Below are 16,690 nucleotides of genomic sequence, written 5' to 3'. Positions count from 1 at the left end.
CCGACAGCTGTTGGCCGTACTGTGGATTTGCCCTACATTCCGCTTGCCGGGCGAAGTTCCGGCATTCCATCCACCGACATTGCGCAGGGAAACGTATGGCAAAGACCCCGAAACAGGCCGTGAAGAAAGCAGCCCCGAAAGCTGCCGCCAAGCCGGCAGCTCCCAAACCGATCAAGGAAGTCCTGAGCAAGTCGGGACTGGTGGCGCATCTCGTCGAGTCGAGCGGCGTGGTAGCCAAGGACGTGCGCGCCGTGCTGGCCGCGCTGGAAGGCGCCGTCACCGGATCCGTCCACAAGAAAGGCGCCGGCTCGTTCATGCTGCCCGGCCTGCTGAAGATCACCGCTGTCAGCGTACCGGCCAAGCCGAAGCGCAAGGGCATCAATCCCTTCACCAAGGTTGAACAGTGGTTTGCCGCCAAGCCGGCCAGTGTGAAGATCAAGGTGCGCCCGCTCAAGAAGCTCAAGGACGCCGCTGCCTGAAAAGCATGACGGCATTGCGGTGACCTGGCTCATTGCCGCAGATGTGCGGCAGTGAGCCGCGCATCTCGCCAGATGGGCACAAAAAACCCCGCGTTCACGCGGGGTCGTCGCTCTCGACGCGGGCTTTGCGGACCGGGTCGACAATTGGTGGCTATGGGTGGACTCGAACCACCGACCCCAGCATTATGAGTGCTGTGCTCTAACCAGCTGAGCTACATAGCCTTAAGGAAGCTCCGCCATACCGGATCAAAAGTGATCCCAAGCGGGGCGCGGCAGTGTAGTCGGGTCGCCCGGCAGGTTCAAGTCTGATGCTTGCCGCTGCTTCGCGCGCTGTGGTTGAATCGGCTGCAGGACTGGGTGCGGCGTTACTGGCGAAAAATCGCGCCGACCCACTCCAGGAGGCGACATGATTGATGTTGATGGCTATCGTCCGAACGTGGGCATCGTGCTGCTCAATGCAGCCGGGCAGCTGTTCTGGGCGCGCCGGGTCAATCGTGATGGCTGGCAATTTCCGCAGGGCGGCATGCGCTCGGACGAAACCCCGCTGGAAGCCATGTACCGGGAGCTGGAAGAGGAAACCGGACTGGCGCCGCACCACGTCGAAGTGATCAGCGCCACCCATGGCTGGCTGCGCTATCGCCTGCCCAGTCGTTATGTTCGCCATCACCAGCGACCCACCTGCATCGGCCAGAAGCAGGTGTGGTTCCTGCTCAAACTGGTCGCCAGCGAGGAAGAACTGAAGCTGGATGCCTGTGACAAGCCGGAGTTCGACCTCTGGCGCTGGGTGGATTTCTGGTATCCGGCCGCGCATGTGGTCAACTTCAAGCGACAGGTCTACGAGCGGGCGCTGCGCCACTTTGCGCCGCTGGTGGAGGGCCTGTTCAGTGTCGAACTTGGAAGCCTGCCGCCGCGTGACAGCACCGACACGCCGCCAACCCGACCGCGCGCCGGCCGTGAAGCCGCCTGAGCGGATGGCATTCATCGTCGCCTGATTGTTGACAATCATTCGCATTCGCGTTCTTATACGCGCCATGTACATCTGCCTGTGCAATGCCGTTACCGACCATGACATCCGCCGCGAGGCGGCTGATGGCGTGCATACCTTTGCCGAATTGCAGGCGCGTACCGGCTGCTCGGATTGCTGCGGCTGCTGTGAGCAGGAAGCCCGCGCCATGCTGGACAAGGCGGTCGAACACGCACTCGGCCGGCTACCCATCCTCACGGCCTGAACCACCTCCCCGGAACAAACACGCTGCGCACTCTTGGCGCAGCCAATGTGCGGGCAAACCATTGCCATTCGCATTTCGTCAGCGTGTGCATGGAGTTTGTATAGTGTCGGCCCAAGTCAGCCGCCGGAGAGCCCCCATGAAAGGTGATGCCAAGGTCATCGAGTTCCTCAACAAGGTGCTCTACAACGAACTGACCGCGATCAACCAGTATTTCCTGCACTACCGCATGCTCAAGGACTGGGGTTACACCGAACTGGCCGAGCACGAGTACAAGGAATCGATCGAGGAGATGAAGCACGCCGATCACCTGATCGAGCGCATCCTGTTCCTCGACGGCCTGCCGAACCTGCAGCATCTCGGCAAACTGCACATCGGCGAGAACGCGCTGGAGTCGATGCAGGGTGACCTGGATCTGGAACTCGCCGCCGTGGTCGATCTGCGCGCCGCCATCGCGCACAGCGAAGGCATTGCCGACTACATCAGCCGTGATTTGTTCAAGGACATCCTGCACGACGAGGAAGAGCACATCGACTGGCTGGAGACCCAGTTCAGCCTGATCAAGGACATCGGCGCCGAGCGCTACCTGCAGAGCAAGATGCAGAGCTGACCCGCTCAGCCGGCGCACCGAAGCGTGCACCGGTTCCTTGACGCTTTCATCGCGGCAGGGCTATATCTTCCGTTTTACTCCGGAACGGTCGTATGGCTTCACGCCCCCCACCGCGCTTCGTCGTGCGCCGGCATGATGATGCCGGCCACCGCAAGCGCAGGCTGTGGCTGGGCTCCGCATGGCTGGCCAGCCTGTTGCTGACCGGGCTGCTGGCTGGACTGCTGACTCGGCATGCGAGCCCGGTGGTCACCGACCGACGCCAGCAGCTCGCGCTGAACACACAGATCAACGATCTCAAGCAGCAGGTCGCGAACCTGCAGCGTGCCGCCCAGGTCAATGAAGTTGCCACCCGCTCGCTGCGCGGCACCCTGGCTCAGCGCGAGGAAGAACTCAGCAGCCTGCGTGCCGACCTGGGTTTCTATGCACGACTGGTTGGTGGCGACGCCCAACGGGCCGGCCTGAAACTGCAGGAAGTGAAGCTGCAACCGATCACCGGCTCACATGGCTGGAGCCTCACCCTCAGCCTGACCCAGAACGCGAAGCGCGACGAGGAAACCATCGGCAACGCGCTGATCAGCGTGGAGGGGCTGCGCGGCGACAAGGTGGTCACGCTTGACTGGCCTGCACTCGGCGATGCTGCGCAGAAGGACGGGCTGCCGTTCCATTTCGTCTATTTCCAGCAGCTGCACGGCACCTTCGTACTGCCGGCGGATTTCCGTCCGACGCGACTGCACATTCTCATCCAGCCCAGCGGCGGCGACCCGGTTGACCGCACTGTCGCCTGGGGCGCCGCGCTGAGCGGCAACATCACGACAGCTCAAGGGGACCAAGATGCTCAACCGTAAACGCAATGAACGCAGCAACACCAGCCATGAGACCAGCCTGATCGCCCGCGGCACGGTGATCCGTGGTGATCTGCGCTTCAGCGGTGCACTGCATCTGGATGGCCGCATCGAAGGCACCGTGTTCGCCGAGAGCGAGGATGCGATGCTGACACTCAGCGAGTCCGGCCAGGTGCAAGGCGAGATCCGCGTGCCGCACGCGGTGATCAACGGCCACGTCACCGGCGATGTGCACATCAGCGCCCGTCTCGAACTGGCGGCGCAGGCGCGTATCGACGGCGATCTGCGCTACCACACGCTGGAGATGGCTGCTGGCGCGCAGGTCAACGGGCGCATCTCGCGCCAGGTCGAAGACAGTCCGCGCGAACTGCCGCCGCCGGAAGCCACGGCCGCCGACATGCTCGACGACGCCGTGCCAGCCTGACGCGGTATGCTTGCATCAACCGGCAACGCCCCCACTTGAACGTCATGGAAACTCTGCTCTCGATCCCCGATTACCGCAGCAGTGGCGCACCGCTGGTGTTCACCGCTGCGGCCGCGCACAAGGTGCACGAGCTGATTGCCGAAGAAGGCAACCCGGCGCTGAAGCTGCGCGTGTACATCAGCGGCGGCGGCTGCTCGGGTTTCCAGTACGGCTTCACCTTCGACGAGGCCCAGGCCGAAGACGACTTTGCGGTCGAGCGCGAGGGCGTGACCTTGCTATGCGACCCGCTGTCGCTGCAGTACCTCACTGGCGCGCAGATCGACTACGCCGAGAACCTCAGCGGCGCGCAGTTCGTGATCAGCAACCCGAACGCCAAGACCACCTGCGGCTGCGGCTCCTCGTTCTCCACCTGAAAGGCCGTCCGATGGACCGGGCCAAGCTGCCGCCTCCCAATACCTTTGCCGGACTCAGCCTGGTTCTCGACCGGGTCGCCGAGCGGCGCGATGATTCCGAATGGGTTGCTGAACAGGCACGCTCCGCCCAGGCACGTTATCTGTTGTTGGACGCAGCCGGCGAGGCGTTCCTGCAGCGCGATCACGAGGCACTGCGCTGGCTCGACAGCAGCGAACGCGAGCACTGGCTCGACGACCTGGCGGCCAGTCTTCTAGGCATCGCCGATGAACGCCCGCACTTCATGCTGGTGCTGGATGACCCGGCGCGCATCACGGCACTGGAAACCGCACTTGACGCGCGTCGAGTGAGTCTGCGGGCTGCCGGCTTGCTGCTGCCGGCACACGAGGCCGGGCTGTTCGCCTACGCCAAGGGCTTGTCCCATTGGCAGCGCGAGACGCGCCACTGCACGCGTTGTGGCTTCCCGCTGCAACTGGTCGCCGCCGGCCACCGTGGACAGTGCACGAACCCGGACTGCGGCCACCTGCATTTCCCGCGTACCGATGCGGCCGTCATCATGCTGGTCGAACACGAAGGCGCCTGCCTGCTCGGTCGCCAGGCCAGCTGGCCACCGGGCCGCTATTCCACGCTCGCTGGTTTCGTCGAACCAGGTGAATCGCTGGAGGACGCGGTGCGTCGCGAAGTGGCCGAGGAGTCCGGTGTCATCGTCGACGAGGTGCACTATCACTCCTCGCAGCCGTGGCCGATGCCGGCCTCGCTGATGGTCGGCTTCATAGCCACCGCGCGATCGCGACAGATCACCATGCGCGATCACGAACTGGAAGATGCGCGCTGGTTCACTCCACAGCAGATCATCGACGGCATCGCCGATGGCAGCTTCGTGCCTTCCACCGCTCTGTCGGTGTCGTACCAGTTGCTGGGGTACTGGCTGCAACAGCGCGCGGGACTGGAGCTGGATGCACTGGTCGTCAGCAGCAGCTTGCGCTGAACCTACCACCAGAATGGCTTGCGCCAAGCCTGCGCAAACTCTCAAGCCTCTCGTAAATAATGCATTGCACCCGGACAAACCGCGACGCGCAGAAACTTTGCACCTGCCACAGGGTCTGTCGGAGGAGGCTACGGCAAGGATTGGCCAAGCATGCGACCGATTCCAGAAACATTCGATGGCTGGCGAGAGTCAGGTCGTCGCATTGCCGTATATGTCGCGGTGCTCACCATGCATCTCAGCATGCTGCTGGTACTGCTCCACGGCTCCGCGTCGCCCTGGCGCAAATCGTATGGCATGACCGACAGGCATGACGTCCTCGATGTCCGGTTCATCAGCACTTCGGCGCACACATCACCCGATCGCGTGCCGCGGGTTGCTGCCGTCGCAACGAGTGCGCCACCGGTTCGCCGGCGTGAAAAATCCGCCGTCGTAACGACCATACCTGTGGATGAGCACGCTGCCGCAGTAACGCAACCGCAACCGCCGCAAGACACCCTCTGGAACATCCCAGCCACTGCGGATTCGCACTACATCGCCGGCGGCAATCTGCTGCACACCCCTTCTGGAGCGAACCAGCCCAACGTGCACCTGCCTGGCTCGGGTGTCCCGATCGTCAAGGGCATTCACATGATCGATCCGAAGATGCAGGGCATCGGCGGTGTTGCACGCAGGTTGCAATCCTTGTTTGGCATTCCTGACCACCACTGCGTGGGCGTCGACGAATGGAGGCGCCTGTCGACACAGGAGATACTCGATCGCCACATCTCGCCGGACATGGTCGAAGAAACGGTCGCGGAATATCACTGCCTCCCGCCTGAGCATGATCCATGGCTGCAGTGACGAAGTAACGGATTTCTTCGAGTGGCTTGAGCGGACGCAGGATGATGCACATCCGCGCCATCACATGCACACTAATCACACGGCAGCCGATCAACCGGTAATCTGCAGGCCCGGACCTGCGATTGGTCGATCCCACGCTTACAATGCAGCCATTGCCCTCGAGTCCGTCCGTCATGGCCATCCGCCTGCTTGTCGCCCTCATCGCTCTCGGCCTGCTGCATGTCATGCCGCAACTGGCCCGCTGGCGTAGTGACGGATTTTTCCGCCGTTGGGTAGCACAGCTGGCTGATACCAGTGGCGGCGGTCGCGTGCTGCTTGCCCTGCTGTTGCCGGCAGCTCTATGTGCGCTGCTATGGTGGCTACTCGGCCATCTGCTGTTGGGCGATCTGCTGCAACTGCTGTTCTCGCTGGCCGTACTGCTGTACTGCTTCGGCCCACGGGAGTTCGAAGCGGATCTGGAAGCGATCCTGAAGGCGCCCGATGGCGCGAGTCGTGAAGCCGCAGCGCAGAACCTCACCGACGAAGGCGAGACCGTCGGCTGGAACGCCGCTGCCCTGGGTGTCGCCATCGCCTATGCCGCGCTGAGGCGGCGCTTTGGCGTATTGCTGTGGTTCTTCCTGCTCGGCCCGGTCGGCGCCCTGCTGTATCGCCTGGCACAGACGCTGGGCCGCGATGAATCTCTGCGGCTCGACTCCGGCAGCCGCACGGCGGCCCGCTACGCTGCCAACGCCCTGGACTGGCCGGCGGCGCAGTTGCTGACTTTTACGCTGGCCGTGGTCGGTCACTGGGAAGCCGTGATCGGTGCCTGGAAGCGCTGGCACAACCAGGCGGCAGCGACCAGTTGGTACAGCGCAGGTCCGGGTTTTCTCGGCGCGGCAGCGCAAGCCGACGTGCTGATCGATATCGAAGCTGGCGACGGCTACGCCGAGGAACGCAGCGACCCGCTGATCGAGCTGGTGCGCTTGCGTAGCGCCTTGCTGCGCGCGCTGCTGGCATGGCTGAGCGTGGTGGCGCTGATCGTGCTCGGTGCCTGGGTGAACTGACTACCGCGCCGACCGATAGACCGGCATGGACCAGCTCTCACTCAGCCTGACAACTACGCGAGGGTTCCACGCAATTCGCGCACTCGCGCTTCCAGCGTTGCCGCACTGACCTGTTGCGGCACCTGTGGCGCATCGACTACCAGCTCCACGCGCGCACGGAAACGTCGCGGCAACCGCGCGCGGCGCAGCATCGAGTCGCGACGGCTCCATACGCTGCCCCACAGGCCGCGCAGCGCCATCGGCACCACTGGCACCGGCCGGCGCGCAAGGATCTTCTCCACGCCTGGACGGAAGACTGCAACCTCGCCATCGGCAGTCAGCCCGCCCTCGGGAAAGATGCAGACCATCTCGCCGGCCGCCAGCGCCTCGTCGATCGCGTCGTAAGCCTGCTGCAACACCGCCGGATCCTCCTTGTAACCCGCGATCGGGATCGCTTTCGCAGTGCGGAACACGAAGCGCAGTAGCGGGATATTGAAGATTTTGTAATACATCACGAAGCGCGCCGGTCGCCGCAAGTTCGCCATCAGCAGCAGCGGATCCACGAAGCTGATGTGGTTGCACACCAGCAGGACTGCGCCTTCCTCGGGAATGTTCTGCATGCCGTCGGCGCGCACCCGGTACAGCGTGTTCACCAGCACCCAGGTGATGAAGCGCATCAGGAATTCGGGCACCAGGGTGAAGATGTACACGGCCACCGCGACATTGAGCACGGCATCGACCACGAAAATCTGCGCCGCGTTCATGCCCAGCCAACCCAGTACCAACCCGAACAGCGAGGCCAATACGATCAGCAGCGCATTGAGGATGTTGTTGCCGGCAATGATCCGCGACAGCTTTTCCCGCGGCGCACGGGCCTGCACGAAGGCGAACAACGGCACCACGTAGAAGCCGGCGAATACGCCGATCGCGGTGAGATCCAGCACGATGCGCCAGCTCCCGGCCGCATGCAGGAAGGCCCGCCAGTCCAGGCCCTGCAGTACCGCCGCACCCGGCCGCGCAAAATACAGATCGATGCCAAAGGCGGTAAGCCCGAACGCACCCAATGGCACCAGTCCGATCTCTACCCGCTTGCCCGACATTCTCTCGCACAGCAGCGAGCCCACACCGGTACCCAGCGAAAACAAGGTAAGCACCAGCGTGTTCACCGTGCCATCACCACCAAGGTTGAACTTGGTGTAGATCGGCAGCTGCGCCACCAGCACGGTGCCGAAGAACCAGAACCACGAGATACCCAGCACGGCATTGAACACCGCACGATCGCTGCGGGTGATGCCGAGCACGCGCGCCGTCTCGGTCACCGGATTCCAGTTGAATTTCAGGTCCGGAGCGGTCGCCGGCGCCGGTGGGATCGCACGGCTCGCACCGTAACCGAGCAGCGCCACACTGATGGTTAGCGCCGCCGAAGCCAGCGGCCCGACCCCGGCGAGCAGCATCAAGGCGTTGCCCACGATCATGCCGATCAGGATCGCCAGCTGGGTGCCCATCTCCACCATGCCGTTGCCGCCGACCAATTCGGTGGACTTCAATGCCTGCGGCAGGATCGCGTACTTGATCGGCCCGAATACCGTCGAGTGCACGCCCATCATGAACAGCACGATCAACAGCAGCACCAGATGGTGCGTATGGAAACCGTAGGCTGCCAAGAGCATTGCTGCGATCTCGAACAGCTTCACGTAACGGATGATTCGCGTCTTCTCGAATTTCTCGGCCAGCTGCCCCGCCGTGGCAGAGAACAGAAAGTAAGGCAGGATGAACAGCGCCGGTGCGAGATTGGTGTACAGCGACACCTGCCGCTCCGGCAACCCCATCTGGAACGCCGCCAGCATCACCATCGCATTGCGGAATGCACTGTCGTTGAACGCGCCGAGTGCCTGGGTCCAGAAGAACGGTGCAAAGCGCCGCTTGCCCAGGAGTGCGAACTGGCTCATGCATTTCCCTTGTGAAGGAAGATCCGGGTCAGCCCACCGGGCCTTCTCGTCGGCGGATTATTGGCATGGGAAAGTTCTGCGCACAACGCATGCTGCGCGCCGCCCGAAGAAGAACCGACTTGCACTCCGACCTGACACTGGTGCCGGAGTGACTCGGTAACACTCGATCGTGGTCAGCCACGGCCAGGTTGTGGTGGAAATCAACATCTTCCAATGAGTGACCGGGCCAATGAACTGCCGGGCGGGGCAACTTACATGTCCGTACTCGGCTGAAAACGATCCGCATCACCTGATCTGAGGCAAGCCGGCGCGTGAAACTTTTGCGGGTCGGTCACATCAAAGTACGGCATTCAGGTTGGCCATGGGCTTTCATGCCGGCATTGGGGTTTGCGTAATTTATTGCGATATAGCGGCACGTTATTGCACTTTGCCGATAATTTACGAACGTAACACTTCGCAACTTTATTCAATCTTCAGAATTCCGTCAGCTTTCAGTATTACGATATACGAGCCTCAATCCCATCATCGCCTTGGCCACCGCCGATGAACACGCAAAAAAACACGCTTCCTTCAACCGCTGGAACCTTCTCGGATCGCATAAAGCTGCTGATCCAGCGCGTGGGTAGCGCTACCGAGATCGCCAGAATGTGCGGATTTTCGGAAGGTGTGGTCCGTAGCTGGCGTGACGGCAACACCGACCCCTCGCGGGCACGCTGCGTCACGCTGGCTCGCACACTGGGCATTTCGCTGGTTTGGCTGGTCGCCGGCGAAGGCACGCTGCAGATGGATCCGAACGTGCCTACCCAGGACGATCAGTACAGTTCGGAAAGTGTGACTTCCCATCGGCCACGCAACAGATTGGGTGCGTCTCATCATCAGTCGGGACATGCCGAGACTTCGGGTGTCGATGCGCAACGTCTGAATACCGCCATGCGCATCCTGCAGTCGGAACTGAGTCTGGCCGGTAGCCAGCTGTCCTTGTCGGACAACACCGACCTGCTGACCCAGCTCTACGAAATCCTTGGCCCTGGCGGCTCTCATGTGGATCCGCTCGCCATGGTGACGTTCAACCACCGGCTTGCCGAGCGTATTCGCCAGGATCGCAGCGCGGTCTGATTCCACGCGCCAAAGCTTCCTTCAAAAAGCGGCGGCCCGATGGCTGCCGCTTTTTTGTGGCTCTTGCTCAGAGCAAGGCGATATCGGCGATCGCTCCGAACTGTGCCTTCAGCTGGCCGAGCAAGGCAAGCCGGTTGGCGCGTACAGCCGGATCGTCGGCATTCACCAGCACGCTGTCGAAGAACGTATCCACTGGCGCCTGCAACTGCGACAGCCGCGCAAGCACGGCGGTGTAATCGCCCGCGGCAAGTGCCCCGGCCGTCTCCTGCTGCGCGGCACTGAGAGCGTCAGCCAGTTCGCGCTCCGCATCTGCCTCGAAGTAGGTTGAATCGACTACACGACCGATCACCGGCGCACCCGCTTCCTCGGCCTGCTTGCGCAGGATGTTGGCGACGCGCTTGTTGGCCGCAGCCAGGCTGGCCGCTTCCGGACGACGACCGAACTCGGCCACGGCGCGCAGGCGTCGATCGAAGTCGGCCAGGCTGCGCGGCTGCACGGCCAGCACCGCCTCGAACTGCGCATTCTCGAAACCCTGCTCGGCGTAGTAACCGCGCAGGCGATCGAGCACGAAGTCGTACAGCTCGTCGAGCAGGATCGTCCGCCGCTCGCCGGCATGCAGGACCGGCGGCTTGCCGTCCTTGCCGGGTTTCAGGCCTGCAGACAGCGCGCCTTCGGGCAGCAGTTCCAGTGCCTCGACGAAACTGCCGCGCAAGTCGAGTTCCAGGCTGCCTTCGATCAGTGTGCGCGCCAGACCGAGCGCAGCCCGGCGCAGCGCGAATGGATCCTTGTTGCCGCTCGGCTTCATGCCGACCGCAAAGATGCCGGCCAAAGTATCCAATCGCTCGGCCACGGCCAGTACCTGGCCGAGCTTGCCAGCGGCGATCGCATCACCGGCGTAGCGCGGCTGGTAATAGCTGTCCAGCGCCTCGGCTACTTCGCCCGACTCACCGTGATGACGTGCGTAGTAGCGTCCCATCACCCCTTGAAGCTCGGGAAACTCGCCGACCATGCGGGTCAGCAGATCGCACTTGCTCAAGCTCGCAGCGCGTGTAGCCGCACCGGCATCGACGCCAACCCGATTGGCAATCACGCGTGCCAGTTCGGCAACGCGCACGCTCTTGTCCCACAGACTGCCGAGCGCCTGCTGATAGGTGACGCTCTTCAGTTGTTCCTGATAGCTGGCCAGCGGTGTCTTCAGATCCTCATCCCAGAAGAACTTGGCATCGGCGAAGCGCGGCCGGATCACCCGTTCGTAACCCTTGCGGATCTCGGCCGGATCCTTGCTGTCGATGTTGGCGATGCCGATGAAATGTTCGGTGAGTTTTCCCGCGACATCGAACACCGGCACGAACTTCTGGTTCGCCACCATGGTGGTCACCAGCGCTTCGGGCGGCACGCCAAGGAACTCGCGCTCGAACGTGCAGGCGATTGCAGCAGGCCACTCGGTGAGATTGGCCAGTTCATCCAGCAAGGCAGCATCCAGTCGTGGCAAACCACCGGTCTGCTCAGCGACCTGTTCGACCTGTGCACGGATGCGCTCGCGCCGCTCCTGCGGATCGGCCAGTACATTGGAAGCGCGCATCGCGTCCAACCAGCTGTCCGCATCAGCCACGTGCACCGGTTGCGGATGCATGAAGCGGTGGCCGCGCGATTTGCGACCGCTTGTCAGACCCAGCACACCGCCATCGACGATCTCGGCACCATGCAGGATCACCAGCCAGTGGGCCGGACGTACGAAGCTGTAATCGTGATCGGCCCAGCGCATCGGCCGCGGAATTGGCAAGCCCTTCAGCGCCTCGTCGATGATTTCCGGCAGCAAGGCGGCCACCGGCTGGCCTGGCTTCACGGCGCGTGCCACAAACCACGCACCCTTGTCGGTCTCAAGCTTCTCCAACTGCTCGACACCGGTGCCACACGATTGCGCGAAGCCAAGCAGCGCCTTGGACGGTTGACCCTCGGCATCCAGCGCGGCGCTTACAGCCGGGCCACGCCGTTCGATCGTTTGCTCCGGTTGCGCTTGTACGACCGCGGGAACATGCACGGCCAGACGGCGTGGTGTGCAATACGCTTTCGCCTGATCAAGCGCGGCGTCGATGCCGCGTTTGCTCAACCCATCGCAGATGCCGCGCAAAAATGCAGCGGCAAGTTCATCCAGTGCCTTGGGTGGCAGTTCCTCGGTGCCCAGTTCGATCAATAGCGGCTTGTGCTCAGCCATGAGCCGGCTCCTTCACTTGCTTGAGGCCCGGGAAACCGAGTTTCTCCCGTTGTGCCACGTAGGTTTCGGCGACGCTGCGTGACAGCGTGCGCACGCGCAGGATGTAGCGCTGTCGTTCGGTGACGCTGATCGCGCGGCGTGCATCGAGCAAGTTGAACGTGTGGCTGGCCTTCATCACCTGCTCGTAAGCCGGCAACGGCAGATTCGCGGCAATCAGCTGGTTGGCGGTCGTCTCGCAGACATCGAACCAGCGCAGCAACTCCGGCACATTCGCGTGCTCGAAATTGTAAGTGCTCTGCTCCACCTCGTTCTGGTGGAACACATCACCATAAGTCACCGTGCCGCGCGGGCCGTCGGTCCAGACCAGGTCGTAGACGTTGTCCACGTTCTGCAGATACATCGCCAAGCGTTCCAGACCGTAAGTGATCTCGCCAGTCACCGGACGGCATTCCAGGCCACCAGCCTGCTGGAAGTAGGTGAACTGGGTCACTTCCATGCCATTCAACCAGACCTCCCAACCGAGACCCCAGGCGCCCAGCGTGGGCGACTCCCAGTTGTCCTCGACGAAGCGCAGGTCGTGCACCAGCGGGTCGAGACCGAGTTCCTTCAGCGAACCGATGTACAGATCGAGGATGTTCTCCGGGTTCGGCTTCATCACCACTTGGTATTGGTAGTAATGCTGCAGGCGGTTCGGGTTCTCGCCATAGCGGCCGTCAGTGGGACGACGCGAGGGCTGCACATAGGCCGCCGCCCACGGCTCGGGACCGAGTGCACGCAGGAAGGTGGCGGGGTGGAACGTGCCGGCGCCGACCTCAATATCGAGTGGCTGCAGCAACACACAACCCTGCGCCGCCCAGTAGCGGTTGAGGGTCTGGATCACATCCTGGAAGGTGCGCGCGGACATGGCTTTCCGTGACCGTGGGTAAAGCGCGTTAGTATAGCGGCAGCTTGCTTTCCCACTGGGCTCCGGCCGGCAAAAGCACCACGGGGGTTACATCAGGATGGCCGCATCACCGCAAATCGCATCTCTGCTTGGCCGCCGCGGTCGGCTGGAGCTGGACGATCTGCTTGCTGCTCTGGTGGTCGACGGTTATCTGTTGGCCGACGATGCCAAGCAGGTGCGCATGGGCGCACGCGCCGGACGCAGCACCGTGGAATTGCACCCGCTGGTGCTGATCGCCAACGCCAAGCTGGCGAATCAACGCGAGCCGGGACGGCCGCTGAAACTGGAAGCGCTGACCGAATGGCTGGCCAATCACGCCGGCCTGCCGTACCTGAAAATCGATCCGATGAAGATCAACGTCGCCTCGGTAACCCAGGTGGTGAGCCATGCCTATGCGCAACGCCACCGCATCCTGCCGGTGGCGGTCGCCACCGGCGAGGTGACGTTTGCCACCTGCGAGCCGTTCGATGCTGGCTGGGCCGGCGATCTGGCACAGATGCTGCGGCGTGACGTTCGGCGCGTGGTATCCAGCCCGATCGACATCAACCGTTATCTGCAGGAATTCTACGGCGTCCAGCGCTCGATCCAGCTGGCCAGGGATGCCAAGGCCAACGACAACAACGCTTCGGCAATCCTCAATTTCGAGCAGCTGGTCGAGCTGGGCAAGAGCGGCGAGATCGGTGCCGACGACCGGCACGTGGTACACATCGTCGACTGGCTGCTGCAGTACGCGTTCGAACAACGCGCCTCGGACATCCACCTCGAGCCGCGCCGCGAAACCGGGCACATCCGCTTCCGCATCGACGGCATCATGCACAAGGTGTTCGAGCTGCCGTCGCCAGTGATGACCGCAGTGACCGCACGCATCAAGATTCTCGCACGCATGGACGTGGCCGAGAAACGCCGGCCACAGGATGGCCGTATCAAGACGCGCTCATCCGGCGGCCGCGAAGTGGAGTTGCGCATCTCCAACATGCCGACCGCCTTCGGCGAGAAGGTGGTGATGCGCATCTTCGATCCTGATCTGGTGGTGAAAGACTTTGCCCAGCTCGGTTTCTCGCCTAGCGAAGTTGCCAACTGGCGCACCATGGTGGAACGCCCCCATGGCATCGTGCTGGTCACCGGCCCAACCGGCTCGGGCAAGACCACCACGCTGTATTCCACCCTGAGACATCTGGCCACGCCGGCACTCAACGTATGCACGGTGGAAGATCCGATCGAGATGGTCTCGCCGGAATTCAACCAGATGCAGGTGCATGCGGCAATCGATCTGGATTTTGCCGCGGGTGTGCGCACTTTGCTGCGACAGGACCCGGACATCATCATGGTCGGCGAGATCCGCGATCTGGAAACCGCACAGATGGCCGTGCAGGCTTCGCTGACCGGCCATCTGGTGTTGTCCACTCTGCATACCAACGATGCACCCAGCGCAGTCACCCGCCTGCTAGATCTGGGTGTGCCGCATTATCTGATCCAGTCCACTCTGACCGGAGTGGTCGCGCAGCGGCTGGTACGCACCCTGTGCCCCCACTGCAAGCAGGCGGCCGTGCAGGATCCGCAGACATGGGGCGTGCTCACTCATGGCTGGTCAATACCCGTTCCTGCCAAGGTATTTGCACCGGTCGGCTGCCTGGAATGTCGCAATACCGGTTTCATGGGTCGTACCGGCATCTACGAGATGATGAAGCTCTCGCCACGACTGCGCAGCCTGATCTCGGCCGAACTCGACCTGGGCAACTTCGGTCAGGCCGCGCTGTCCGAAGGCATGCGCCCATTGCGTATCTCCGCCGCCGACCAGGTGGCCGCCGGGCTGACCACCGTGCAGGAGATCCTCACCGTGCTGCCGCCGATCGAGGTCTTCGACGACACGCAGCCGTAAAGACGTCCACTCTTCTCCAACTCCTTTCTGCATGAAACCCGTACTGATCATTCGAACCGGCCGCGCGCCGGACAACATCCGTGGCCGACACGGCGATTTTCCCCATTGGTTCCGGCTAGGTGCGCAATTGCAGTCCTGGCAGATCAGCATCGTCGATGTTGCCGCGGGCGAAACCTTGCCACCTCCGCACAAGGTTGCCGGCGCCATGATTACCGGCTCGGCCGCGATGGTCACCGAACGACTGGCATGGAGCGAACGCACTGCCGGCTGGATCCGCAACGCAATGGATGCCGAACTGCCGCTGTTTGGTGTGTGCTACGGCCATCAGTTGATGGCACATGCGCTGGGTGGACGTGTCGATTACCTGCCCGGTGGCCGCGAAATCGGCACCCAGCCGATCGAATTGCTCGATACCGCTGCAACCGACCTCTTGGCCGGCACTCTTCCACCCAGCTTCCGCGCGCATACCACCCACGAACAGAGTGTGCTTGAACTACCACGCAGCTCCTCTGTGCTGGCCCGCTCCGCTCGCGACCCGCATCAATTGCTCCGGCATGGACCGCACGCAATCAGCACCCAATTCCACCCGGAGTTCAATGCCGAGGTGATGCGGGCGTATATCCGACGCAAGCATGTCGACATGCAACGAGAAGGCGCCGATCCGCGACAGGCTTTTGTCGGCGTGGCTGCCACACCCGTGGCTCGCCGGCTATTGCGGCAGTTTGCCCGCCTGCACGAATGGATCCCGGCCTCGGTGTGAAGCCGTCCCGCTCAACCGCGCAATCGTCGGGCGATCGCATCGCGTGAGAACAGCGCAAAGACCACACCGAACAGAAAGCCTCCGATATGCGCCCACCAGACGTAGGCGCCATAGCTCGGTCCGGCATAGCTGAACAGCAATTGCAGCAGCACCCAGATACCGATCAGCAGAAAAGCCGGCACCCGCACGAATTCCAGATAGAGTCCCAGCGGCAACACCAGGCCCAGCTTGGCGCGTGGAAATAGCGCTACATAGGTGCCCACCACCGCCGACACTGCGCCGCTGCAGCCGATGATCGGCAGCCGTACGCCTGCCAATGACAAGGCTCCGATCAGGTTCGCCACGATGCCGCCGAGCACGAACAGCAACAGAAACCGCAGCGAACCAAGTGTGCGTTCACCCGGCAGCCCAAAGATCGCCAGAAACAGCAGGTTGCTCAGCAGATGCAGCCAAGTCACATGGATGAACAAGGCGGTAAAGAGCCGCAGCAACGCAGGATCGCTCAGCTGCGGCAACAGTGCTTCGTGCGGATCGAAGATGTTCGCCGGCACGGTACCCCATTCCAATAGGAACGAAATCCGCCTTGGCGACGGAGTCAATGCCAACGCGACAAAACACACGACACAGAGGGTGACTACCAACAAAGTAGCCCAGTGCCAGCGAGGGCGGCGGCGTGTTTCGACGTGAACAAACAAAGCGCGCTCCCTCAGCGACTGCCTGAGTCTAGGTGAGTCGCTCATCATAGGGGATCCGTCCATGGCTGACGCCATTACTCGCGCCCCGTTTCGAGTCGATATCTGCGCTCGCCCCAGCAAGACGAGGCAAAGAAACCCCCCCCGTTTCCGGTGAGGGTTGTTCAGGATAAAGCCCCTGGCGGTGACCTGTTGCGGGAGGCGCCGAGGCGCCTAAAAGAACAAACCCCCGTAGCGTGAGCTACGAGGGTTTGGGGATAAAGCCCCTGGCGGTGACCTACTCTTGCATGGCAA

17 protein-coding genes and 1 tRNA gene are annotated in these 16,690 nt (G+C 62.6%); 13 read left to right on the top strand and 5 right to left on the bottom strand.

The window, feature by feature from the left end; all coding sequences use genetic code 11:
* Positions 1-95: 95 nt before the first annotated feature.
* On the top strand, positions 96-479 hold the full coding sequence (locus tag B0E51_RS09990) for an HU family DNA-binding protein (protein WP_077444764.1): 384 nt from the start codon (positions 96-98) through the stop codon (positions 477-479).
* 145 nt (positions 480-624) lie between these two features.
* On the opposite strand, the gene B0E51_RS09985 is transcribed toward B0E51_RS09990, so the two are convergent.
* A tRNA-Met gene (locus B0E51_RS09985) sits at positions 625-701 on the bottom strand.
* A 184-nt stretch (positions 702-885) separates the two neighbouring features.
* On the opposite strand from B0E51_RS09985, the gene B0E51_RS09980 reads away from it, so the two are divergent.
* The 9 genes from B0E51_RS09980 to B0E51_RS09940 all read left to right on the top strand — a co-directional run bounded on the left by B0E51_RS09980 (position 886) and on the right by B0E51_RS09940 (position 6,863).
* Entirely contained in the window at positions 886-1,446 is a 561-nt protein-coding gene (locus B0E51_RS09980; RefSeq protein WP_077444763.1) for an RNA pyrophosphohydrolase, read from the top strand.
* Between the two features lie 64 nt (positions 1,447-1,510).
* Complete coding sequence (locus B0E51_RS09975) at positions 1,511-1,708, top strand: (2Fe-2S)-binding protein (RefSeq protein WP_174570633.1); 198 nt, start codon at positions 1,511-1,513, stop codon at positions 1,706-1,708.
* A gap of 136 nt (positions 1,709-1,844) precedes the next feature.
* Positions 1,845-2,315, top strand: a complete 471-nt coding sequence (gene bfr, locus B0E51_RS09970) for a bacterioferritin (protein ID WP_077444762.1) — start codon at positions 1,845-1,847, stop codon at positions 2,313-2,315.
* A 92-nt stretch (positions 2,316-2,407) separates the two neighbouring features.
* Positions 2,408-3,160, top strand: coding sequence for a DUF6776 family protein (locus B0E51_RS09965; RefSeq protein WP_077444761.1), 753 nt, complete (start codon positions 2,408-2,410; stop codon positions 3,158-3,160).
* A complete protein-coding gene (locus B0E51_RS09960) occupies positions 3,147-3,581 on the top strand; it encodes a polymer-forming cytoskeletal protein (protein ID WP_077444760.1) in 435 nt (144 codons plus the stop codon). The genes B0E51_RS09965 and B0E51_RS09960 overlap by 14 nt, the downstream gene beginning before the upstream one ends.
* A gap of 44 nt (positions 3,582-3,625) precedes the next feature.
* Positions 3,626-3,994 (top strand): iron-sulfur cluster insertion protein ErpA, encoded by a 369-nt coding sequence (gene erpA, locus B0E51_RS09955; protein ID WP_077444759.1) that lies wholly within the window; start codon positions 3,626-3,628, stop codon positions 3,992-3,994.
* Between the two features lie 11 nt (positions 3,995-4,005).
* Positions 4,006-4,980, top strand: coding sequence for an NAD(+) diphosphatase (nudC, locus tag B0E51_RS09950; RefSeq protein ID WP_077444758.1), 975 nt, complete (start codon positions 4,006-4,008; stop codon positions 4,978-4,980).
* 240 nt (positions 4,981-5,220) lie between these two features.
* Positions 5,221-5,820, top strand: a complete 600-nt coding sequence (locus tag B0E51_RS09945; protein WP_143525873.1) for a hypothetical protein — start codon at positions 5,221-5,223, stop codon at positions 5,818-5,820.
* A 173-nt stretch (positions 5,821-5,993) separates the two neighbouring features.
* Positions 5,994-6,863, top strand: a complete 870-nt coding sequence (locus B0E51_RS09940) for a beta-lactamase induction protein (RefSeq protein ID WP_077444756.1) — start codon at positions 5,994-5,996, stop codon at positions 6,861-6,863.
* A 53-nt stretch (positions 6,864-6,916) separates the two neighbouring features.
* Here the strand turns inward: B0E51_RS09940 and B0E51_RS09935 are convergent, their stop codons facing one another.
* A complete protein-coding gene (locus B0E51_RS09935) occupies positions 6,917-8,791 on the bottom strand; it encodes an MFS transporter (protein WP_077444755.1) in 1,875 nt (624 codons plus the stop codon).
* A 543-nt stretch (positions 8,792-9,334) separates the two neighbouring features.
* On the opposite strand from B0E51_RS09935, the gene B0E51_RS09930 reads away from it, so the two are divergent.
* The gene (locus tag B0E51_RS09930; protein ID WP_077444754.1) at positions 9,335-9,907 is read left to right on the top strand and encodes a helix-turn-helix transcriptional regulator; all 573 of its coding nucleotides are present in this window, start codon (positions 9,335-9,337) and stop codon (positions 9,905-9,907) included.
* A gap of 67 nt (positions 9,908-9,974) precedes the next feature.
* Here the strand turns inward: B0E51_RS09930 and glyS are convergent, their stop codons facing one another.
* Together glyS and glyQ are read right to left on the bottom strand one after the other, a co-directional pair.
* On the bottom strand, positions 9,975-12,122 hold the full coding sequence (gene glyS, locus B0E51_RS09925) for a glycine--tRNA ligase subunit beta (RefSeq protein ID WP_077444753.1): 2,148 nt from the start codon (positions 12,120-12,122) through the stop codon (positions 9,975-9,977).
* Positions 12,115-13,026 (bottom strand): glycine--tRNA ligase subunit alpha, encoded by a 912-nt coding sequence (glyQ, locus tag B0E51_RS09920; protein WP_077444752.1) that lies wholly within the window; start codon positions 13,024-13,026, stop codon positions 12,115-12,117. Before glyQ ends, glyS begins: the two co-directional genes overlap by 8 nt.
* A 97-nt stretch (positions 13,027-13,123) precedes the next feature.
* Here glyQ and B0E51_RS09915 point away from each other — a divergent pair, with 97 nt between their 5' ends.
* The gene (locus B0E51_RS09915) at positions 13,124-14,944 is read left to right on the top strand and encodes a GspE/PulE family protein (protein WP_077444751.1); all 1,821 of its coding nucleotides are present in this window, start codon (positions 13,124-13,126) and stop codon (positions 14,942-14,944) included.
* Between the two features lie 31 nt (positions 14,945-14,975).
* On the top strand, positions 14,976-15,704 hold the full coding sequence (locus tag B0E51_RS09910) for a glutamine amidotransferase (protein ID WP_077444750.1): 729 nt from the start codon (positions 14,976-14,978) through the stop codon (positions 15,702-15,704).
* Between the two features lie 11 nt (positions 15,705-15,715).
* On the opposite strand, the gene B0E51_RS09905 is transcribed toward B0E51_RS09910, so the two are convergent.
* Positions 15,716-16,399, bottom strand: coding sequence for a rhomboid family intramembrane serine protease (locus B0E51_RS09905; RefSeq protein ID WP_077444749.1), 684 nt, complete (start codon positions 16,397-16,399; stop codon positions 15,716-15,718).
* Positions 16,400-16,690: the final 291 nt, after the last annotated feature.

Origin of the sequence: Rhodanobacter sp. C05 (genome assembly GCF_002001165.1) — a bacterium.
Classification (GTDB): domain Bacteria; phylum Pseudomonadota; class Gammaproteobacteria; order Xanthomonadales; family Rhodanobacteraceae; genus Rhodanobacter.
This window is presented reverse-complemented; position numbering and strand designations above follow the sequence as displayed.